General features: G+C 60.8%; 24 protein-coding genes. 13 read left to right on the forward strand and 11 right to left on the reverse strand.

Going from position 1 to position 20031, the window contains the following annotated elements:
• Positions 1-26 precede the first annotated feature (26 nt).
• From nrdR to ACP7EW_RS26390, 11 genes are all read left to right on the forward strand, one after another.
• Positions 27-491 (forward strand): transcriptional regulator NrdR, encoded by a 465-nt coding sequence (gene nrdR, locus ACP7EW_RS26340; RefSeq protein ID WP_010206843.1) that lies wholly within the window; start codon positions 27-29, stop codon positions 489-491.
• On the forward strand, positions 488-1624 hold the full coding sequence (ribD, locus tag ACP7EW_RS26345) for a bifunctional diaminohydroxyphosphoribosylaminopyrimidine deaminase/5-amino-6-(5-phosphoribosylamino)uracil reductase RibD (protein ID WP_426220952.1): 1137 nt from the start codon (positions 488-490) through the stop codon (positions 1622-1624). The genes nrdR and ribD overlap by 4 nt, the downstream gene beginning before the upstream one ends.
• A gap of 48 nt (positions 1625-1672) precedes the next feature.
• Positions 1673-2335, forward strand: a complete 663-nt coding sequence (locus ACP7EW_RS26350) for a riboflavin synthase (protein ID WP_061434327.1) — start codon at positions 1673-1675, stop codon at positions 2333-2335.
• A 15-nt stretch (positions 2336-2350) separates the two neighbouring features.
• Entirely contained in the window at positions 2351-3442 is a 1092-nt protein-coding gene (gene ribBA / locus ACP7EW_RS26355) for a bifunctional 3,4-dihydroxy-2-butanone-4-phosphate synthase/GTP cyclohydrolase II (RefSeq protein ID WP_033897960.1), read from the forward strand.
• A 90-nt stretch (positions 3443-3532) separates the two neighbouring features.
• Positions 3533-4009 carry a 6,7-dimethyl-8-ribityllumazine synthase gene (gene ribH, locus ACP7EW_RS26360; protein WP_003176356.1) on the forward strand — a complete coding sequence of 159 codons (477 nt, stop codon included), beginning with the start codon at positions 3533-3535 and terminating at the stop codon, positions 4007-4009.
• Positions 4006-4506, forward strand: a complete 501-nt coding sequence (nusB, locus tag ACP7EW_RS26365; protein ID WP_426220954.1) for a transcription antitermination factor NusB — start codon at positions 4006-4008, stop codon at positions 4504-4506. Before ribH ends, nusB begins: the two co-directional genes overlap by 4 nt.
• 18 nt (positions 4507-4524) lie before the next feature.
• Positions 4525-5490 carry a thiamine-phosphate kinase gene (gene thiL / locus ACP7EW_RS26370; RefSeq protein WP_426220956.1) on the forward strand — a complete coding sequence of 322 codons (966 nt, stop codon included), beginning with the start codon at positions 4525-4527 and terminating at the stop codon, positions 5488-5490.
• Between the two features lie 66 nt (positions 5491-5556).
• Positions 5557-6276: a substrate-binding periplasmic protein gene (locus ACP7EW_RS26375; RefSeq protein ID WP_269132128.1), complete on the forward strand. Its 720-nt coding sequence runs from the start codon at positions 5557-5559 to the stop codon at positions 6274-6276.
• 129 nt (positions 6277-6405) lie between these two features.
• A complete protein-coding gene (gene ribA / locus ACP7EW_RS26380) occupies positions 6406-7023 on the forward strand; it encodes a GTP cyclohydrolase II (protein ID WP_016978544.1) in 618 nt (205 codons plus the stop codon).
• Positions 7020-7439 carry a nuclear FMR1 interacting 1 family protein gene (locus ACP7EW_RS26385; RefSeq protein WP_033897956.1) on the forward strand — a complete coding sequence of 140 codons (420 nt, stop codon included), beginning with the start codon at positions 7020-7022 and terminating at the stop codon, positions 7437-7439. The genes ribA and ACP7EW_RS26385 overlap by 4 nt, the downstream gene beginning before the upstream one ends.
• Entirely contained in the window at positions 7436-8221 is a 786-nt protein-coding gene (locus ACP7EW_RS26390; RefSeq protein WP_426220958.1) for a cobalamin-binding protein, read from the forward strand. Before ACP7EW_RS26385 ends, ACP7EW_RS26390 begins: the two co-directional genes overlap by 4 nt.
• On the opposite strand, the gene ACP7EW_RS26395 is transcribed toward ACP7EW_RS26390, so the two are convergent.
• The 6 genes from ACP7EW_RS26395 to ACP7EW_RS26420 all read right to left on the reverse strand — a co-directional run bounded on the left by ACP7EW_RS26395 (position 8218) and on the right by ACP7EW_RS26420 (position 14413).
• Positions 8218-10113 (reverse strand): TonB-dependent receptor domain-containing protein, encoded by a 1896-nt coding sequence (locus ACP7EW_RS26395; RefSeq protein ID WP_426220960.1) that lies wholly within the window; start codon positions 10111-10113, stop codon positions 8218-8220. The two genes, ACP7EW_RS26390 and ACP7EW_RS26395, sit on opposite strands and share 4 nt — an antisense overlap.
• Before the next feature lie 45 nt (positions 10114-10158).
• Positions 10159-12057 (reverse strand): 1-deoxy-D-xylulose-5-phosphate synthase, encoded by a 1899-nt coding sequence (gene dxs / locus ACP7EW_RS26400; RefSeq protein ID WP_038850094.1) that lies wholly within the window; start codon positions 12055-12057, stop codon positions 10159-10161.
• 110 nt (positions 12058-12167) lie between these two features.
• A complete protein-coding gene (gene ispA / locus ACP7EW_RS26405; RefSeq protein WP_325440094.1) occupies positions 12168-13055 on the reverse strand; it encodes a (2E,6E)-farnesyl diphosphate synthase in 888 nt (295 codons plus the stop codon).
• Entirely contained in the window at positions 13052-13294 is a 243-nt protein-coding gene (locus ACP7EW_RS26410) for an exodeoxyribonuclease VII small subunit (protein WP_003176346.1), read from the reverse strand. Before ACP7EW_RS26410 ends, ispA begins: the two co-directional genes overlap by 4 nt.
• Before the next feature lie 158 nt (positions 13295-13452).
• Positions 13453-13830 (reverse strand): MerR family transcriptional regulator, encoded by a 378-nt coding sequence (locus tag ACP7EW_RS26415; RefSeq protein WP_426220963.1) that lies wholly within the window; start codon positions 13828-13830, stop codon positions 13453-13455.
• On the reverse strand, positions 13769-14413 hold the full coding sequence (locus ACP7EW_RS26420; RefSeq protein WP_426220965.1) for an NAD(P)H-dependent oxidoreductase: 645 nt from the start codon (positions 14411-14413) through the stop codon (positions 13769-13771). The genes ACP7EW_RS26415 and ACP7EW_RS26420 overlap by 62 nt, the downstream gene beginning before the upstream one ends.
• Before the next feature lie 187 nt (positions 14414-14600).
• Here ACP7EW_RS26420 and ACP7EW_RS26425 point away from each other — a divergent pair, with 187 nt between their 5' ends.
• Complete coding sequence (locus tag ACP7EW_RS26425) at positions 14601-15632, forward strand: PDDEXK nuclease domain-containing protein (RefSeq protein WP_426220967.1); 1032 nt, start codon at positions 14601-14603, stop codon at positions 15630-15632.
• Positions 15633-15647: 15 nt separating this feature from the next.
• On the opposite strand, the gene ACP7EW_RS26430 is transcribed toward ACP7EW_RS26425, so the two are convergent.
• The 3 genes from ACP7EW_RS26430 to ycaC form a co-directional block, all read right to left on the reverse strand.
• On the reverse strand, positions 15648-16082 hold the full coding sequence (locus tag ACP7EW_RS26430) for a hypothetical protein (protein ID WP_314533545.1): 435 nt from the start codon (positions 16080-16082) through the stop codon (positions 15648-15650).
• A gap of 29 nt (positions 16083-16111) precedes the next feature.
• Positions 16112-16678, reverse strand: coding sequence for a hypothetical protein (locus ACP7EW_RS26435; RefSeq protein ID WP_426220968.1), 567 nt, complete (start codon positions 16676-16678; stop codon positions 16112-16114).
• Positions 16679-16827: 149 nt separating this feature from the next.
• Entirely contained in the window at positions 16828-17460 is a 633-nt protein-coding gene (ycaC, locus tag ACP7EW_RS26440; RefSeq protein ID WP_016978556.1) for an isochorismate family cysteine hydrolase YcaC, read from the reverse strand.
• 453 nt (positions 17461-17913) lie between these two features.
• Here ycaC and ACP7EW_RS26445 point away from each other — a divergent pair, with 453 nt between their 5' ends.
• A complete protein-coding gene (locus ACP7EW_RS26445) occupies positions 17914-18150 on the forward strand; it encodes a hypothetical protein (RefSeq protein ID WP_426220969.1) in 237 nt (78 codons plus the stop codon).
• A gap of 273 nt (positions 18151-18423) precedes the next feature.
• Here the strand turns inward: ACP7EW_RS26445 and ACP7EW_RS26450 are convergent, their stop codons facing one another.
• Together ACP7EW_RS26450 and ppa are read right to left on the reverse strand one after the other, a co-directional pair.
• Positions 18424-19200 carry a LexA family transcriptional regulator gene (locus ACP7EW_RS26450; RefSeq protein WP_038850071.1) on the reverse strand — a complete coding sequence of 259 codons (777 nt, stop codon included), beginning with the start codon at positions 19198-19200 and terminating at the stop codon, positions 18424-18426.
• A gap of 214 nt (positions 19201-19414) precedes the next feature.
• Positions 19415-19942 (reverse strand): inorganic diphosphatase, encoded by a 528-nt coding sequence (gene ppa / locus ACP7EW_RS26455; protein ID WP_003219382.1) that lies wholly within the window; start codon positions 19940-19942, stop codon positions 19415-19417.
• Positions 19943-20031 lie beyond the last annotated feature (89 nt).

Raw genomic sequence — 20031 nt, forward strand, 5'->3', positions numbered from 1 at the left:
CTCCCTTTATTTGTTGCCTGCCTACCATGCACTGTCCCTTCTGCGGTGCCAACGACACCAAGGTCATTGACTCGCGTCTGGTCGCCGAGGGCGATCAAGTACGTCGCCGGCGCGAATGCCTGGCCTGCGGTGAACGTTTCACCACCTTCGAAACCGCCGAACTGGTATTGCCGCGTCTGATCAAATCCGACGGCAGCCGCCAGCCTTTCGACGAAGAAAAACTGCGCGCCGGTATGCAGCGCGCCTTGGAAAAACGCCCGGTGAGTGTCGAGCGGCTGGAGGCGGCGCTGGTGCACATCAAGCACAAGCTGCGTGCGACCGGCGAGCGCGAGGTCAAGAGCCTGGTGGTGGGAGAACTGGTGATGGGCGAGCTGCAAAAGCTCGACGAAGTTGCCTACATCCGTTTCGCCTCGGTGTATCGACGCTTCCAGGACCTCAATGAGTTCCGCGAAGAGATCGACCGCCTGGCCCGTGAGCCTGCCAAAGAATGAACCCACCGTCTGCCGAACAAGCTGTGCTCGATGCTCATTACATGGCCCGTGCCCTGGAACTGGCGCGCAAGGGCCTGTACACCACCCATCCCAACCCGCGCGTGGGTTGCGTGATTGTGCGTGACGGGCAGATTGTCGGCGAAGGCTGGCATGAGCGTACCGGCGAACCCCACGCCGAACCCAACGCCCTGCGCGCCGCCGGAGCCAAAGCCCGTGGCGCCACGGTGTATGTGACCCTCGAACCGTGCAGTCACCATGGGCGTACGCCGCCTTGCGCGGATGCGTTGGTCACGGCGGGCGTGGCCCGTGTCGTCGCCGGCATGCAGGACCCGAACCCGGAAGTGGCGGGGCGCGGCATGCAGCGCCTGGCTCAAGCCGGTATCGAGGTGCGCAGCGGCGTGCTGGAAGCGCAAGCGCGCGCGTTGAATCCGGGGTTCCTCAAACGCATGGAGCACGGCCTGCCGTTCGTGCGGGTCAAGCTGGCGATGAGCCTGGACGGCCGCACCGCGATGGCCAGTGGCGAAAGCCAATGGATCACCGGCCCCGCCGCCCGTGCCGCCGTGCAACGCCTGCGCGCCGAAGCCAGCGTGGTGCTGACCGGCGCCGACACGGTGCTGGCCGACGGCGCACGCCTGACCGTTCGCGCCGCCGAACTCGGCCTGGATGAAGCCACTACCGCCCTGGCCATGTCGCGCCCGCCGTTGCGTGTGCTGATCGACGGCCGCCTGCGCGTGCCGCTCAATGCGCCATTCTTCAAGGCCGGCCCGGCGTTGGTCATCACCTGCGTGACCCCGGAAAACCAGTTCCCCCGTGGCCCCGAGTGCCTGGTGGTGCCGGGCGTCGACGGCCAGGTTGACCTGCGCTCGGCGCTGGTTGCGCTGGCGGCTCGTGGCGTCAACGAAGTGCTGGTGGAAGCCGGCCCAAGCCTGGCCGGTGCATTTGCCCAGCAAGGCCTGGTGGATGAATACGTGATTTTCATCGCCGGCAAATTCCTCGGCTCCGCCGCCCGGCCTTTGTTGGACTGGCCGCTTGAGAAACTGGCCGACGCCCCCCAACTCAAGATCACTGAAATGCGCGCTGTAGGCGACGACTGGCGAGTCACTGCCATCCCTGTGCCAGCAGCGAGCGTATAATTCTGACCGGACGCTCAAGTGTCCCGTACCGTTTTCCAGGAGAAGGCCATGTTCACCGGCATCATCGAATCCATCGGCAGCATTCGTGCAATGACCCCAAAAGGCGGCGATGTTCGCTTGTCGGTTGAAACCGGCAAGCTCGACCTGGGCGACGTCAAGTTGGGCGACAGCATTGCCATCAATGGTGTGTGCCTCACCGTCATCGAGTTGCCAGGCAACGGTTTTGCCGCCGATGTCAGCCGGGAAACCCTGGACTGCACCGCGATGAACGACCTCAAGGCCGGCAGCCCGGTCAACCTGGAAAAAGCCCTGACCCCGACCACCCGCCTGGGCGGCCACTTGGTCAGCGGCCATGTCGACGGCGTCGGTGAAGTGGTCGCGCGTAGCGAGAACGCGCGTGCAGTCGAATTCCGCATCCGTGCGCCGAAGGAACTGGCTAAGTACATCGCCCACAAAGGCTCGATCACCGTCGACGGCACCAGCCTGACCGTGAACGCCGTGAACGGCGCCGAATTTGAACTGACCATCATTCCCCACACCCTCAGCGAAACCATCATGGCGTCTTACCAGCCAGGTCGCCGGGTGAACCTGGAAGTGGACTTGCTTGCCCGTTACCTGGAGCGCCTGTTGTTGGGCGATAAGGCCGCAGAGCCTGCATCCGGGAACATCACTGAAAGTTTTCTGGCCGCTAACGGCTACCTGAAATCCTGACCAAGGGGGTGCCGCGTGGCGCTCAATAGCATCGAAGAACTGGTTGAAGACATCCGCCAAGGCAAGATGGTCATCCTGATGGATGACGAAGACCGCGAAAACGAAGGCGACATCATCATGGCCGCCGAGGCCTGCCTGCCTGAGCACATCAACTTCATGGCCAAGCACGCCCGCGGGCTGATCTGCATGCCCATGAGCCGTGAGCGCTGCGAGTTGCTCAAGCTGCCGTTGATGGCGCCGCGCAATGGTTCGGGTTTTGGCACCAAGTTCACCGTCTCGATTGAAGCCACCACCGGCGTCACCACCGGCATCTCCGCCGCCGACCGCGCACGCACCGTGCAGGCCGCCGCCGCCAAAGACGCCAAGGCCGAAGACATCGTCAGCCCCGGTCACATCTTCCCGTTGATGGCCCAACCGGGCGGCACCCTGGCCCGCGCCGGCCACACCGAAGCCGCCTGCGACCTGGCGCGCATGGCCGGTTTCGAGCCGAGCGGGGTGATCTGCGAAGTGATGAACGACGACGGCACCATGGCCCGTCGCACCGAACTCGAAGCCTTTGCCGCCGAACACAACCTCAAGATCGGCACCATTGCCGACCTGATTCACTACCGCATGATCCACGAACGTACCGTTCAGCGGATTGCCGAGCAGCCGCTGGACAGCGAACTGGGCCAATTCAATTTGGTGACCTACCGTGATTCAGTGGAAGGCGACGTGCACATGGCCCTGACCCTGGGCACCATTTGCGCCGAAGAACCCACCCTGGTGCGTGTGCACAACATGGACCCGCTGCGTGACCTGCTGATGGTCAAGCAGCCGGGCCGCTGGAGCCTGCGCGCCGCCATGGCTGCGGTTTCCGAGGCTGGCAGTGGTGTGGTGCTGTTGCTCGGTCACCCGCTGGATGGCGATGTGTTGCTGGCGCATATCCGCGAAACAGCTGACCACGCGCCGGTGAAAAAACCGACCACTTACAGCATCGTCGGTGCCGGTTCGCAGATCCTGCGTGACCTGGGCGTGCGTAAAATGCGCTTGATGAGTGCGCCAATGAAATTTAATGCGATATCCGGTTTCGACCTGGAAGTAGTAGAATACGTGCCCTCCGAATAAAGGCCGGCGATTTTCGCCCCTTGTTCGCGGTTCAAATATCACTAAGGGGCGCGTCATACACGCGTCCCGGCTCTTTAAGAGATTTGTCGAATGACCCTGAAGACCATCGAAGGTACCTTCATCGCCCCCAAAGGCCGCTATGCCCTGGTGGTTGGCCGCTTCAACAGCTTCGTGGTTGAAAGCCTGGTAAGCGGTGCCGTTGACGCCCTGGTTCGCCACGGTGTGAGCGAGAGCGACATCACGATCATCCGCGCGCCTGGCGCCTTCGAAATTCCACTGGTTGCGCAAAAAGTTGCTCAACAGGGTGAATACGCGGCGATCATCGCCCTGGGTGCGGTCATTCGTGGCGGTACTCCGCACTTCGAATACGTGGCCGGCGAATGCACCAAGGGCCTGGCCCAGGTGTCCATGGAGTTCGGCGTGCCAGTCGCTTTCGGCGTGCTGACCGTTGACTCCATCGAGCAAGCCATCGAGCGTTCCGGCACCAAGGCCGGTAACAAAGGCGCTGAAGCTGCCCTGTCCGCCCTGGAAATGGTCAGCCTGCTGTCGCAGTTGGAGGCCAAGTGATTTCCGACGAGAGCGACAACTTCAACCCGCGCGAGCCACGTCCAGCCGATGCTGGCAAGCCGTCCAAGAACGAGAAGCGTCGCGCTGCTCGTCAGTTGGCGACCCAGGCGCTGTACCAGCGTCACCTGGCGGGCGCGTCGTTGAACGAGATCGAAGCACAGTTTCGCGTCGACAACGATTTCACCTTTGCCGACCTGCCGTACTTTCACGACATCCTGCACGGTGTGCATGCGCACCTGACCGAGATCGACACGGCCCTGGCACCTTGCCTGGACCTGACCATCGAAGAGTTGGACCCGGTTGAGCTGTGCGTGATGCGCCTGTCTGCCTGGGAACTGCTGTATCGCGTCGACGTGCCGTACCGCGTGGTCATCAACGAAGGTATCGAACTGGCGAAAGTCTACGGTTCGACCGACGGCCACAAGTTCGTCAACGGCGTGCTCGACAAGCTGGCGCCGCGCCTGCGTGAAGCCGAAGTGAAGGCGAACAAGCGCTAATTGGCGCTTGAGTCCTGAATGGGCGAGTTTGAGCTGATCCGCAATTACTTCGCCGCCGCGCCCTGTGCGCAAGGCGGCGAAGGCATTGCACTTGGGATCGGCGACGACTGCGCCTTGCTGGCGCTTCCTGCCGGGGAGCAGCTGGCGATCTCCACCGATACGCTGGTGGCCGGGGTGCATTTTGCCGACCCCTGCGACCCGTTCCTGCTGGGTCAGCGCTCGCTGGCCGTGGCAGTGAGCGACCTGGCCGCCATGGGCGCCAACCCCCTCGCCTTTACCCTTGCCCTCACCACACCGACGATCGACGCCGATTGGTTGCAACGCTATGCCCAGGGTTTGAACCTGATGGCGCAGAGCTGTGGCGTGGGCCTGGTGGGCGGCGATACCACCCGTGGGCCGTTAAGCCTGACCCTCACCGTATTTGGTCGCGTACCTGCAGGGCAAGCCTTGACCCGCAGCGGGGCGCAGCCGGGTGACTTGCTGTGTGTCGGTGGCGAACTGGGCAATGCGGCCGGCGCGCTGCCGTTGGTATTGGGTCAGCGCAGTGCCGACGCAGCCATCGCTGATCCGCTATTAGCCCATTACTGGTCGCCGCAACCGCAGTTGGCGCTGGGGCTGGCGCTGCGCGGCAAGGCCACGTCTGCCATGGATATTTCCGACGGCCTTCTGGCCGATTGCGGGCATATCGCCACGGCTTCGGCTGTCAGCCTGTTGATCGAGCGTCAGCGGTTGCCTCTGTCTCAGGCACTGTTGGCGTTTGTCGGCGATGACGCCGCGCGCGTGGCGGCCCTGAGCGGGGGCGACGATTATGTGCTGGCGTTCACCCTGCCACCCGCCGAGCTGGCACCATTGCTGGCCGACGGCTGGCCGGTCCATGTGATCGGCCGGGTTGAGGCGGGGCAGGGCGTGACGCTGCTCGACGCCAACGGGCAGGACATCACGCCGGCCATTCGTGGCTATCAACATTTTCGCGGGGCGCCCTGAATCGGCGAGCTGCGCTACCCTCTATAGCGTAATCACGGATGCAAGTCCCTGTAGGAGGTCGCCACCATGGATGTGCGCCGCTGGCTGCTGATAGTGCTGTGTGCCTTTACGTCGTTAGTCCAGGCGCAGGACGTGCCCGGCAAGGTCATGCTGGCCAGTGAAGAGTGGAACGACTACACCAACAAAGACGGCAGCGGCCTGGCCTGGGACGTGCTGCGTCAGGTGTTCCAACCCGCCGGAATCACGCTGCAGACCCGCTCCGTACCCTACACCCGATCGGTCGGCCTGGCTCAGCGCGGTGAGGTGGATGGCTGGGTCGGTTCCTATCGCGATGAAGCCACGGGTGTGTTGTACCCCCACTGGAACTTCGATTCCGATCATATCTACGCCCTCGGCCTGGCCAGCACGCCGGCGCCGACAGTGGCCACGCTGGGCAATTACCGCCTGGCCTGGGTGCGCGGCTACAAGTACGAGGAGTACTTGCCCAATGTGCACCGCTTCAACCAGATCGAGCGCCGCGACGGTATTTTGCCGATGCTGCAACACGCGCGGGCCGACTTCTACATCGATGCGCTGACCGAGGCCAAGTACGTGCTGAATCAGGCGGATGACCCGTCCAAGTTCACACTGACCCACATCGCCGAACTGCCGCTCTATATCGGGTTTGCCGATAACGAACGAGGTCGCGCCTTGATGGTCGTGTTCGACCAGCGCATGGCGGCGCTGGTGAAAAGCGGCGAGTTAAAGGCGATTTTCGAGCACTGGAAACAGCCGTATCCGTTCTGACCTGCATAGAACCAAGGCGAAGGCCAATCGAACCTATTGATCTTTATCAGCGATAATTCAGCTTAAGCGTCTGTAGGAACCTGCTGTTACAATGGCCGCCATCGTAAAAACTGAAATCAGGAGCACACGGTGCCCGTCGTTTTCGTCGCCGCTTCCAAGCTGCCTACCCCTTTTGCCACGTTCACCATGAACGGCTTCCTCGAAGAAGCCACCGGGCGCGAGCACGTTGTGCTGAGCCTGGGCGATATCGCGGATGGCGCGCCAGTGCTGGGTCGTGTGCATTCCGAATGCCTGACCGGCGATGCGCTGTTCAGTCAGCGTTGCGATTGCGGTTCGCAACTGGAAGCTGCCATGCGGGCCATCGCCCGTGAAGGCCGTGGCGTGTTGCTGTACCTGCGTCAGGAAGGCCGTGGCATTGGCCTGATGAACAAGATCCGCGCCTACGAGCTGCAAGACGGCGGCGCCGATACCGTCGAGGCCAACGAGCGCCTGGGTTTCGCCGCCGACCAGCGTGACTACGCGATCTGCCTGCCGATGCTGGAGCACTTGGGCGTCAAATCCCTGCGCTTGATGACCAACAACCCACGCAAGGTCAAAGCCTTGACCGAGATGGGCATCACCGTGGCTGAGCGCGTGCCGCTGCACACCGGGCACAACCCGCACAACAAACTCTACCTGGCCACCAAGGCCAGCAAGCTCGACCACATGATGGGCAACGAGCACCAAGGCGAGGTCGACCGCGCGTGACCCGTGGCCAGGTGAAACGGCGACTGTCCTTCAACTGGTGGCAGTACCTGGCCCTGGCGCTGCTGCCCCTGTTTGTGATCAACCTGGTGTTCGGCCAAGCCGAATCCTTGCTGCCAGTGCTGGCCATGCCGTTCTTCATTGCCGGCGTGGCCTCGATGTTTCTCAGCCTGCGTTACTTCAACGGCTATAAACACGCGTTGATCGCTACCTCCAAAGCCCTCGATACCCCCGAAGAACCGGCTGCCTGGATCACCCTGGCGGCCCGTCGGCGTACGGCGTTGCTGGTGGCGGCGGTTCCGGCCTGGATCGGCGCGCTGGCGGTGTTCGTCGGCCTGGAGGCGGTGCCGCTGTTCCTGCTGGCACTGTCGACGCTGGTGCTGTTCTACCTCTACCGCATCCCCCGTCAACTGGGATGAAGCGTGCTTGGCTGGCGGTCCTGCTGCTGGCGTTGAGTGCCCAGGCATTGGCGGCCGAGCGGGTGGTCAGCCTGGCGCCGTCCCTGTCTGAAATCGTTGCTGAACTGGGCGCCGCCGACGTGCTGGTGGGTGTGCTCGACGGCGGCGAGCGCCCGGCTGCCCTGGCGCACGTGGCGTCCGTGGGGCATTACGGCCAATTGGACATGGAACGCCTGCTCAGCCTCAAGCCCGACTTGATCCTGCTGTGGCCCGGCAGTGTCGGCCCAGCCCAGCGTGAGCAGTTGCAGCGCCTGAACATCCCGGTCTACGTCGCTGAACCCCATAGCCTTGAACAACTCACTACCCAGGTCCAGGCCATTGCCGAGCAATTGGGCCGTGCTGAAGCCGGCCGGCAACTGGCCGCGCAGCTACGCCAACGCCTGGCGGAGCTGCGTCAGCGCTATCAGCGTGCCGAGCCATTGCGCGTGTTTTACCAAGTGTGGAACCAGCCGCTGTATACCGTGGGCGGCGGGCAGATCATCAGCGATGCGTTGAGTGTGTGCGGCGCGCGTAATGTGTTCGATGACCTCAAGTTGCCCGCGCCGCAGGTGAGCATTGAATCGGTGTTGCAGCGTGATCCCGAATTGATTCTGGTCGGGGATCAAGCGCAGAAGGAGGCCTGGAAGGTCTGGCCGGCGATGGCGGAACGGGTGCGCGTGGTGCCGGATAAAGGCCTGGAGCGTCCGAGCGGGCAGATGTTGGAGGCGGTGGCGCGGTTGTGTGAGGTGATCGCGCCTCGCTAGAGGTCCGGCGTCCAGGTCACGCCGACCATCAGCGCACGGCCCTCTTCCCGGTAGCCATATTGCTGGCCTTGATACTGATACAGCGCGCGGCTGTAGGCTTTGTCCAGGAGGTTATCGACCTTCATGTTCAGCACGATTTCACGGTTCACCGCCCAACTGGCGCGCAACCCGAGCAACCCATAGCCTCCCAACGGCTGCTGGTTCTTCGGGTCGTCGTAGCTGCTGCTGACCGCCTGCCAGCTGGCGCCGACGCCGAATTGGTCGAACTGGCGATCCAGGTCCAGGCTCACCGTGCGCCTGGCGCGACGTGCCAACGTACGCCCGGAATCGCGGTCTCGTGGATCAATCATCGCCAGTCCCAGGCTGCTTTCCCAGCCGAACAGCTCCTGCTTGAGTGCTGCCTCGAAACCGTTGATGCGCGCCGAACTGACGTTTTGCGGGCCGTCGCTGCCGAACACGATTGCATCCTGGATATCGGTGCGATACAGCGAAGCTTCCAGGCGGCTGGTGTTGCTGAGTTGGCTGCGCCATTGCATCTCGTAGCTTTTCGAGGTTTCGGGCTTCAGGTCCGGGTTGCTGTTCTTGAAGCCGTATTCGTCCGGGTAATACAGGTCATTGAAGGTCGGGGCGCGGAAGCCCTCGCTGTAGCTGAGCAGCAGTTCATTGTCCGGGTTGACGGGCAAGGTCAGGGTGCCGCTCCAGCTGTTCTGCCCGCCGAACTGTTGGTTCTGGTCACGCCGCAGGCCCAGCTCGGTGGAGAACCCTTCGCCGTGGAAGCGATGCTGCACAAAGGCGGCGCGGTTCCAGCGACTGTTCTCGGTAAAGGTGGTAGAGCCATGGAGGCGGTCTTCATACCAGTCGCCGCCGAGTATCAGGCTGTTCTGGTCATTGAGTGTCAGATCGTTCTGCCAGTTGACCGAGTCGCGGTAGGTGTTGAACACGCTGAAATCGTCACTGAGGGTGTCGCGCTTGGTATCGCGGTTCTCGCTGTGGCCCAGTTCCAGGCGCGAATGCCAGCGCTCGTTGAGCTTGGCATCCAGGTAACCGCTGGCGCTGCTCAGGGTGTAGTCGGTGTAGGGCTTTTGCCCACCGGTTTGCCCGGTGGCGACGTCGTAGCGGCCGAAGCTGTTGTCGTACTCCGACTTGCCACGGTTATCCAACAGATTGAAACCGGCTTCCAACTCATCGCTGAAGGCGTGGCTGAGGTTCAGGCTGAGGGACTGGTTGCGGTAGGCGTCATGGTCGCCATCGCTGGGGAACGAAGTGTGTGTCGAGTTGATGCCGGCGGTCTCATCCAGGCTCGCGCCGAGGTTGAAACGTGTGCGTTCATCGGCACCGGACAGGCCGACGCTGCGCTCCCACGTTTGGTGGCTGCCAAAGCCCACTTTCAGGCGCGGCTGTAGGCCCTGCTCGGCATTACGCCGGGTAAATACCTGGATCACCCCGCCAATCGCATCGCTGCCATAGATCACCGAGCGGGAGCCGCGCAGCACTTCCACCCGTTCAATCTGGTCGACGTTCAGGTACTGCAGGCCGCTGTCGCCGGAGGTGGTATTGGCGATGCGCTGGCCGTCCACCAACACCAGGCTTTGTGCGGACTTGGTGCCACGGATATAAATCCCCGGCAGGCTGCCACGGCCGCCGGTCGGCGCGACCTGCACACCCGGGACGCGGCTGAGCAGGTCCGTCACGCTGGTAGGTTGCAGGCGGTCGATGTCGTCGCGGGTGAAGATGGTGTTGGCGGCGCTGCTATCGTTGCGGGCCTGGACCTGGCGGTTGGCGCTGATGACTACGTTGGGGAGTTTCAGAGCGTCGTCGCGCTCAAACGTCTCGGCGAGCAAATCAGTGGCGGGCAAAAGCAGCAGGGGCAGGGCGAAGCGCAGGCTTTTCATGGCTATCCATAGCAAAGGTGGGAGCAGGCTCCCACCTTTCGTGGGTTACAGGCCGAGCAACGCCATGCGCTCGCGAACCGATGCCTCGATACCGGCTTCATCCAGCCCGCATTCGGCCAGCATCTGCGCCGGCTTGGCGTGTTCGACGTACACATCAGGCAGGCCCAGGTGCAGCACCGACTTGAGGATGTTCTCCCGCGCCAGGAACTCGCTGACGGCCGCGCCGGCACCGCCCATGATGGCGTTTTCTTCGACGGTCACCAGCAGCTCATGGCTGCCGGCAATCTCACGCACCAACGCTTCATCCAGGGGTTTGACGAAGCGCATGTCGACCACGGTGGCGTCGATCTTCTCGGCCACCTTCAGCGCTTCGGCCAGCTGCACGCCGAACACCAGGAACGCAGTCTTGCTGCCTTGACGACGCACGATGCCCTTGCCGATCTCGATAGGCTCAAGGTCTTTCTCGATCACGGCATTCGGGCCATTACCGCGCGGATAGCGCACGGCGGCCGGGCCGTTGTACAGGTGGCCGGTGCTGAGCATCTTGCGCAGTTCGTTCTCGTCGCTCGGCGTCATCACCAGCATGCCGGGGATGCAGCGCAGGTAGGACAAGTCGAAGCTGCCAGCGTGAGTCGGGCCGTCTTCGCCCACCAAGCCAGCGCGGTCGATGGCGAACAGCACGTCGAGGTTCTGTACCGCGACGTCATGCACCAATTGGTCATACCCGCGTTGCAGGAACGTGGAGTAGATCGCCACCACCGGCTTGGCGCCTTCACAGGCCATGCCGGCGGCGAAGGTCACCGCGTGCTGTTCGGCAATCGCCACATCGAAGTAGCGCAGCGGGAAACGCTCGCTGAACGCGACCAGGTCGGAGCCTTCCTTCATCGCCGGGGTAATGCCCACCAGGCGTGGGTCGGCGGCGGCCATGTCACACAGCCACTCGCCGAACACACCGGAATACTTTGGCCCGCTTGCCTTTTTCGGCGCGGCGGCAGGCGCGTCCAGCGGTTCCAGCTTGGTGATGGCGTGGTAGCCGATCGGGTCGACTTCCGCCGGGGCGAAGCCTTTGCCTTTCTTGGTGACGATATGCAGGAACTGCGGGCCCTTGAGGTCACGCATGTTGCGCAGCGTGGCGATCAGGGTGGGCAGGTCGTGGCCGTCGATCGGGCCGATGTAGTTCCAGCCCAGCTCTTCGAACAGGGTGCCGGGTACCAGCATGCCCTTGGCATATTCTTCGGTACGGCGGGCAATTTCCCACGCGCCAGGCAGACGCGAGAGCACCTTCTTGCTGCCTTCGCGCATGCTGGCGTAGGTGCGGCTGGAGAGGATTTTTGCCAGGTAATTGGACAGGCCACCGACATTGCGCGAGATCGACATGTCGTTGTCGTTGAGGATCACCAACATGTTGGCGTCCACTTCCGGCGCATGGTTGAGCGCTTCGAAAGCCATGCCGGCGGTCAACGCGCCATCACCAATCACCGCAATCGCCTTGCGATCGCTGCCTTGCAGGCGGGCGGCAATCGCCATGCCCAGCGCGGCGCTGATGGAGGTGCTGGAGTGGCCGACGCCAAAGGTGTCGTACTCGCTCTCGGCGCGGCGCGGGAAGGCGGCAATGCCGTCCTTCTGGCGCAGGGTGCCCATCTGCTCGCGGCGACCGGTGAGGATCTTGTGCGGATACGCCTGATGGCCCACGTCCCACACCAGCCGGTCATCCGGGGTATCGAACACGTAATGCAGGGCGATGGTCAGCTCGATGACGCCCAGGCCGGCACCAAAATGCCCACCGGTCTGGCCGACCGTGTAGAGCAATTCCAGGCGCAACTCATCGGCCAGGGTTTCCAGCTCGGCTTCACCCAGTCGACGCAGGCCGGCCGGCGTGACAGCACGGTCAAGCAGGGGCGTGGACGGGCGCTTGCGGGGAATCTCTTGAAACGTCGTGGGCATCAGGCGAATCGTTATAGGTATAGAAGAGGCGGCAGTTTACCTCAAGCATCGCGAACTGCCCACGCAGAGCGCTGAACTTGGCCGATATGCGGCCGCAATGGCCGCCGTTATCAGTGCCGGCGTTCGACGATATACCGCGCCAAGTCACGCAGTGGCTCGGCTGCCGCGTCGAAAGGTCGCAGGGCGTCCAGGGCCTGGTCACGCAGTTCCAGGGCGTAGGCCTTGGCCGCTTCCAGCCCGAGCAACGCAGGGTACGTCGGTTTATCCCGTGCAATATCGGCGCCTTGGCGTTTGCCCAGGGTGGCCGTGTCACTTTCTACGTCGAGAATGTCGTCCTGCACCTGGAACGCCAAGCCGATGGCCAGCGCGTAGGTCTTCAACGCCGCCAGTTGAGCGGCTTCGGCACGCCCACTGGCCAGCGCGCCCAAGTGCACGGCGGCTTCAATCAAGGCGCCGGTCTTGTGGCGGTGCATATATTCCAATGCTTGTTGATCGAGCTTCTGGCCGACCGAACCCAAGTCGATGGCCTGGCCGCCGACCATACCGGCCGGGCCTGCCGCCACGGCCAGCGCCGTGACCATGCGCAAGCGGATCTCGGCATTCACGCTGCTCAGCGTCGGGTCCAGCAGTGCGCTGAACGCCAGGCTTTGCAGGCCGTCACCGGCGAGGATCGCGCAGGCTTCATCAAAGGCTTTGTGGGTGGTCGGCTGGCCGCGACGCAGATCGTCGTCGTCCATCGCCGGCAAGTCGTCATGCACCAGGGAATAGGCGTGGATCAACTCCACCGCACAGGCCGCGCCATTCGCCTGTTCGGCGGTTGCGCCCAAGGCTTCACACGCTGCATACGCCAGCAACGGGCGCACACGCTTGCCGCCATTCATCACGCTATAGCGCATGGCTTCGTAAAGACGCTTGAGTTCGGGGCTTGGCGCAACAAACAAGGGTTCCAAGGCCGCGTTGACCCGGGCTTGGCTACTGGCCTGATACGCGTCGATCATTCCGGCTGTTCCGCATCGAAAGGTTCTTCGGCCAACTCCCCGTCGCGTTCCAGCAGCACTTGTACCTTCTGCTCTGCCTGCGCGAGCGCGCTCTGGCAGTCGCGGGTCAGGCCGATACCTTGCTCAAACGCTGTCAACGAGTCTTCCAGCGACAACTCGCCGTTCTCCAGACGCTCAACCAGGGTTTGCAGGTCGGCGAGGGATTGTTCGAAATCGAGTGCAACTTTTTTGCGGGCCATGGCGGCTATTCCGGTAGACGGTAAACCGGCGCGACACTAGCAGACATGGGGATTCTGGGCAAATGAGTGGGGGATGGTGTTCAGGCTGTGAGCCGAATAAACGCCCTATTCGGCTCATCAAATGAGCCGAATAGCTATTTTATTCGGCTCACCGCCGGTCAGGATCTTTGCGCCATTAACGAGCATTGTTCTTGTGATGTTTTCAACTGTGTTTCAAATGTCTGCAATCCCACGTGCATTTCCTGTAGCGCGGCAATTTTCAGGGCCAGTTCCTGCTTCTTGTCTGCGATTGCCTGATCCGCCCGCTCCCAAGGCAATGCATCGCCTACGTGGCCGGAAAGAATTTCCTGCAACTCCTTGAGCTTGAACCCCAATTGCTGCGCGCACTTGATAAACATCAGCAGCTCAACGCTCTGCGCCGAATAGACCCGGTACTGGCCCTGACGCTGTGGCGCAGGCAGCAGCCCGATTGCCTCATAGTGACGAATCGCCTTGATGGTCGTGCCCGACAACTGCGCGGCTTTGCCGATGTACATGAAAACTCCTTTTCTCCGTTAAAGCGCCGGCCTGTTTCAGCCATGTATCCCGCTGCGCCGCCGTGGAGCCCAGCACCGGCCCGAACAGCAGCGTCTTTGCAGTCTTGACACCACAAAGCCCCAGCGTGGTCTTGCGCATCTGGTGAATGCCCGGCATGCGATAGAACCAGCGGTAATACCATGGCGGCGTGTCCAGGGTCACCAGTAAATGTGCCGTTCGGCCGTGAAGCAGTTTGTCAGGGAATGCCTTGCCCGCGCGGTATTTGAAGGCAAAACCGGGTAGGAAGATTCGGTCGATAAAGCCCTTCATTAACGCCGGGATGCCACCCCACCAGATCGGGAAAACAAAGGTCAGGTGAGTAGCCCAGAGAATGTCGGATTGCGCGCTGAGCAGGTCGGGTTCCAGCGGCTGAATCTGGGTGTAACCATGATGAAGCACGGGGTCGAATGCCAAGTCGCCCAAGCGTAGGACACGTACTTCATGGCCGGCGGTTTTTGCGGCCTGGATGTAGGTTTCGGCAAGGGCTGAACAAAAGCTGGAACGGGAGGGGTGGCCTAGGATCACCAGGGTACGCGGGGTCATGGGGGAGGTCCTGAACAGGGCGTTTCAGGTTAAAGGCTGCTGTATAGGGGAGAGTCAAGTCAGTAGTCCGCAATGGCCAGCACGACGTTTCTGTAGTGATTGAAAGGTCCTTCCTGGAACGCGCTTCGCCCCTTGTGACAGTCAATGCGCCTGACTAGCCTGCCTCAAAACTCCAGAGTGAAATGGCATGAGCGAACCCTGTATCGGCTTGACCACACCACCGGCGGGCTACAGTGACTGGCTGACCGACCTGAAAGGCCGTATTCATGCGGCGCAGCAGCGCGCAACACTGGCAGTGAATCGGGAATTGGTGTTGCTCTACTGGCAGATTGGCCACGACATTTTGACCCGCCAGGCGGAGCAGGGCTGGGGCAGCAAAGTCATAGATCGACTTGCCCAGGATTTGCGTGCGGCCTTTCCACGAATGAAGGGTTTTTCGCCACGTAATCTCAAGTACATGCGGGCTTTTGCCGAGGCGTGGCCAGATGCTGAATTTGTGCAAGAGGTGCTTGCACAATTGCCTTGGTACCACCATCTGGCATTACTGGACAAACTTCCCGGCCCCGAAACCCGCCGCTGGTACATCACCCAGGCAATTGAAAACAACTGGTCGCGTAACTCGCTGGTGATACAAATCGAAAACCGCCTGCTGGAACGCAGTGGCAAGGCCGTCAGCAACTTCGAGACCCACCTGCCCAAACCGCAATCCGACCTGACGCGTGAGTCGCTGAAAGACCCTTACCGTTTTGACTTTCTCAGCCTGGCGCTGGACGCGCAGGAGCGCGACATAGAAAACGCCTTGATCAAGCACGTCACCGACTTTTTGTTGGAGCTGGGCGCCGGTTTCGCCTTTGTCGGCCAGCAAGTACTGCTGGATGTCGGAGGCGATGAGTTCTTTGTCGATCTGCTGTTCTATCACGTGAAGCTACGCTGCTACGTGGTCATCGAACTGAAAGCCGGCAAGTTCAAACCCGAGCATCTGGGGAAGCTGAGCTTTTATCTGGCTGCCGTCGATGCCCAGCTTAAACATCCACAAGATGGGCCCACCATCGGCCTGCTGTTGTGCAAGAGCAAGAACGAAGTCGTCGCCGAATATGCGTTGCGCGATAACAACCGACCGATTGGCGTGGCGGAATATCAACTGGTTGAGTCGTTGCCCGCAGAACTGCGAACCAGCTTGCCAAGCATCGAGCAGATCGAGCGGGAGCTGGCGGGTTAAAACCGACTGACAGCCTCAAAACCCCGGCGGAATATACCCAGGCACAAATGGCACATTCAGGCACTTGCCATGCAGGATCCGGCCATCCTCAATCCTGAACAGCACGATTTTCTTCGTCTTATCCACCGTGGCTTCCAGCTTGCAATCCGAACTGTGCCCGACCTGCTGGTAATACTCGGTGTACACCATCCCGTTTCCGGTGTGATTCATTGAAGTCCCGGCGGCTTCAGTGGTCGTCCATGAAGAGGACTTGTGCCAAGTCATCACCACCTGCGTGTCGCCATTGGGCGCATTTTGCTTCTTCATCGAGTCGGGTTTGCCGAACAAATCCAGCGCCTCTTGCACGTCACGGCCTTCCCATCGCGATTGTGCAATCAGGTGGCACCCATTGATAAGCAGCACCGCAGGCAACAAGAGCCCAGCCAGTAACCGCCTTGTCCATGTAGGCATGGTGAATCCTTCTTGTCGGTGAGTGTGGCTCAGCGTTTGTTGCCCAGCATGTCGTCGAGGTCATCGATCATCTGGCTCTTCTCCTGAGTCGGCCCCAATTGCTGGAACATCGCTTTGGTGGTCTGGATCATCTGCAGGTGGGTCATCTTGCCCATGGCGATGGTGTCCTTGCTCTTGCCCGGTTCGCAGACATACGCGAGCGTGCGGTCGAGCCAGAACTCCTTCGGCGTCTGCCACGTATTGGAGACCTTCAAGTGCGTGAGGGTGTAGGAAAATGGCGCGACCGACTGCCCATTGAGCAAGCGCACCTTGCGCGTGGAGCACTGCACTTCAATGTTGTACACATCGATCATCGGCTTGCCCGGTTCTTCATACACCACCGTGACGGCCACCAGCTTCGCGCCCTTGTTGTGGTTCGAGGGCACCACGGAGGTACGGTCGGCCACATACATCACGTTTTTATGGGCGCGGCCGCTGCCGTAGATGATCGACCAGTCGCCGATCGGTGTTTCTTCATCGGCCAATACCGACGTTGTGCTGATCAGCAAGACGGGCAGCAGTGCCAGGCAGCGCCCGACTTTGGTTAAGGTATTCAATAGCGTCCTTCCTTGAGGCTCGAAATAAGCGAAGGACTTTAGTGGCGAGGCGGTGCCGTCACAATTAGGGCGAGTGTGCTAATGGCGCATTGCTAGTTAACCAAAAAAGCCTGCGTTTTAAGGCAGGCTTAGTGTGTGCAGCAGTTGAGTTAGTCCTTACGCGCCGTCAACGCCGAGTAACCATTCATCAAGTTGCGATAGTTGGGAATGCGCTGGGACAACAGGTTCCCCAGGCCTTCGATATCGTTGCGCCAGTCGCGGTGCAACTCACACGCCACCGAGAACCAGTTCATCAACTGAGCACCCGCTTGCGTCATCCGGCTCCACGCCGCCTGCTGCACCGTGGTATTGAACGTGCCCGATGCATCGGTCACCACAAACACCTCAAACCCTTCCGCCAGCGCCGACAGGGTCGGGAACGCTACGCACACATCCGTGACCACACCGGCAATGATGATCTGCTTACGGCCGGTCGCCTTGATTGCCTTGACGAAGTCTTCGTTGTCCCATGCATTGATCTGACCTGGGCGGGCGATATACGGCGCGTCCGGGAACATCTCTTTCAACTCTGGCACCAGCGGGCCATTCGGGCCTTGCTCGAAGCTGGTGGTGAGGATGGTCGGTAGGTTGAAGAACTTGGCCAGGTCGGCCAGGGCCAGCACGTTGTTCTTGAACTCGTTGGGCGAGAAGTCCTGCACCAGGGAAATCAGGCCGGTCTGGTGGTCGACCAGCAGAACAATGGCGTCGTCTTTGTTGAGGCGGTTGTAGGTTGCAGTGCTCATGGTTGAATCCTTTTTTGTTTAGGTTGGTTGGGCGTTGCGTTCAACATGGGCACAGATTAATGGGTGGAGCCTGGGGGATAAATCGGGTGAAACCGGTAATACCGTCAACTCAGGGGTGACAATGGTTTGAGGGCCAGCAGTATCAGTCTCTTTCATTTGAAGGACGTTTCCGAGAGAATCCCAAGCGCATTGCGCCAGCGGGAGTGCGTGTCTAGGCTGCGGGTCGTCACTGGATTATTCAGTGATCGGGTTTAGTCGCCCGGACCTCGCTAGGCGCACGCGCCATCCCAAAGACAGGTGTCTTCTCACCTGCACTTTATGGTGGCTGTGCGCAGGGCACCTCCGGGTGCGCCGGTGCCTAGCGGCCGGTCGACTAACCTGCGTACAGCCGCCACCTCTGCTCGTTTAGTCGCGAAAGGACGGTGGTATTCACTTACCGCTAGAGGTTTTGCTATGGATAACGTTTATTCGGATTCACGTTCATCGCGTGCAACCAACCCTTTTGTTGTTAATGAAGAACTGAGCTTTGAGGATGCCTGGGTGCGTGTGGCGGAGTTGCTGCAGTGTGCGGTGGCTACGTCGCAGGTACTTGGGGAACCGCTGGGTGCGTCACAGAGAGCGGTGATGCATTTAGTGGAGATGGCGAAGATGGTGGCGGATCGGGCGGTGGAGTGTATGCAGTCTAGCTAAGCCGCCCGCTTTGGGTCATTCAATTGTCCAACAGCCTGTTGGGCAATTGACTTGGGTTTCTTACAGGCATTAAAAAGCCGGCTTGTGGCCGGCTTCTCGGGGACTGCTTCAGCTTGTTTTTGACAAACCTCACCAGCCTTCAAATCGCTCAGCCCACATTGCGTCGGGCTGAATAGTAGGGGCATCAGCGGGAACTCCTCCGCATCGCCGAGCAGGGTGGATAGCCTTCGCCACCCCCTGCCAAATGTGCGGCGCATGATACCCACATTCACCTCAGTTGCCCACCTCTGGATCCGATTTAGAGCCTTCCCAACCCAACAAATGCTCATCCAGCGGTACGGGCGGGCGGCGGTTATTCAGGGTGGACCACCAGAACACCCAACCCACAATTTGGAAGTTCTGCTCGAACCGTTGCTCGTACGTAAGGTACTCGTCCGGATGCTCGTTGGCATTGTGGCTACGCATGCGCAATCCGCCGCCGGGTCGGTTGTAGAGGTATTTGATGCGCAGCATGCCGTCGTGTTCGACGGCATAGATCTCGCCGTCGATGATTTGCGTGCGGCCTCGGTCGATGGCGAGGGTGGCGCCTTGTTGGATGATGTCGATCATGCTGTTGTCGACCATGTAGGCGCCCAGGGCGCGCTCGGGGTTGACGTTGAGGGCTTGGAGGGTGTGCAGGGTGACGCGGATGCGTTCGGTGGAGGTGAATGAGGGGTGGAGGTCGATCTCCACGTCGATTTTTTCTGGGAGACAGGCGGGGCCTGTGAGGTATTTGCCGCTTCCTTCGCGGATGGTGGGCAGTCCTTTACGGGTGGTCGGGCCTTCCAGCAGGAAGTTGGCCGGTGGGTGTTTGGGGCCTTCGCCGGTGCGCAGCCAACGGCTGGAGATGCACAGCAGTTCTGCGATCTCGTTGAGTCGGCCCATGGGTACACCGCGCTTGAACCAGTTGTTCACGTGTTGAGGCGTGACGCCGCGGTTCTTGGCGAAGTCGGAGGCGGAAAGATGGACTTCCCGCAGTAGCGCTTTTAAACGATCACCTGATGTATTCATAAACACAAAGCTTACTGACCGGGAAAACAGATCAAATAAACCATGCGTTGAGTTGCTCATGTAGGTCTTTGCTTAGTTGTAGCCTGATACTTCGGATTAATGCCGAAATTAAACATTTGCTATAAAAAATTGAACTTGTCGTTTAATTTTCCCCACAAAAAAAGCCCCGAATGATCGGGGCTTTTTCAATTGCCGAGGCAATGAGGAGCGGGTATCAGCCTTTGTAGGCAGCGACCGACTTCAGGATCTCGGCACGGGCGGCGTCTGCGTTGCCCCAACCGTCGATCTTCACCCATTTGCCTTTTTCGAGGTCTTTGTAGTTCTCGAAGAAGTGTTTGATCTGCTCCAGCAACAGCGGCGGCAGGTCGGTGTATTCCTTCACGTCCACGTACAGCTGGGACAGCTTGTCGTGTGGCACTGCGATGACTTTGGCATCGCCGCCGCCGTCGTCGGTCATGTTCAGGATGCCGACTGGACGCGCGCGGATCACCGAGCCAGGGGTAACCGGGTAAGGGGTTACGACCAGCACGTCGAGGGGGTCACCGTCGTCGGCCAGGGTGTTAGGGATGAAACCGTAGTTGGCCGGGTAGAACATCGGGGTGGCCATGAAACGGTCAACGAACAGGCAGTCGCTGTCTTTGTCGATTTCGTATTTGATCGGCGCGTGGTTGGCCGGAATCTCGATGGCGACGTAGATGTCGTTCGGCAGGTCTTTGCCAGCCGGAATCTTGCTGTAGCTCATTGGGCGTTGCCCCCGTTAATTGGCCATGAAACATGGCCGGATTGGCCTAAAAGTGGCGGCGATTATAGGCACATTCTGACGCCGATGCC

It is taken from the genome of Pseudomonas sp. DWRC2-2 (assembly GCF_049897885.1).
Classification (GTDB): Bacteria; Pseudomonadota; Gammaproteobacteria; order Pseudomonadales; family Pseudomonadaceae; genus Aquipseudomonas; species Aquipseudomonas azotoformans_A.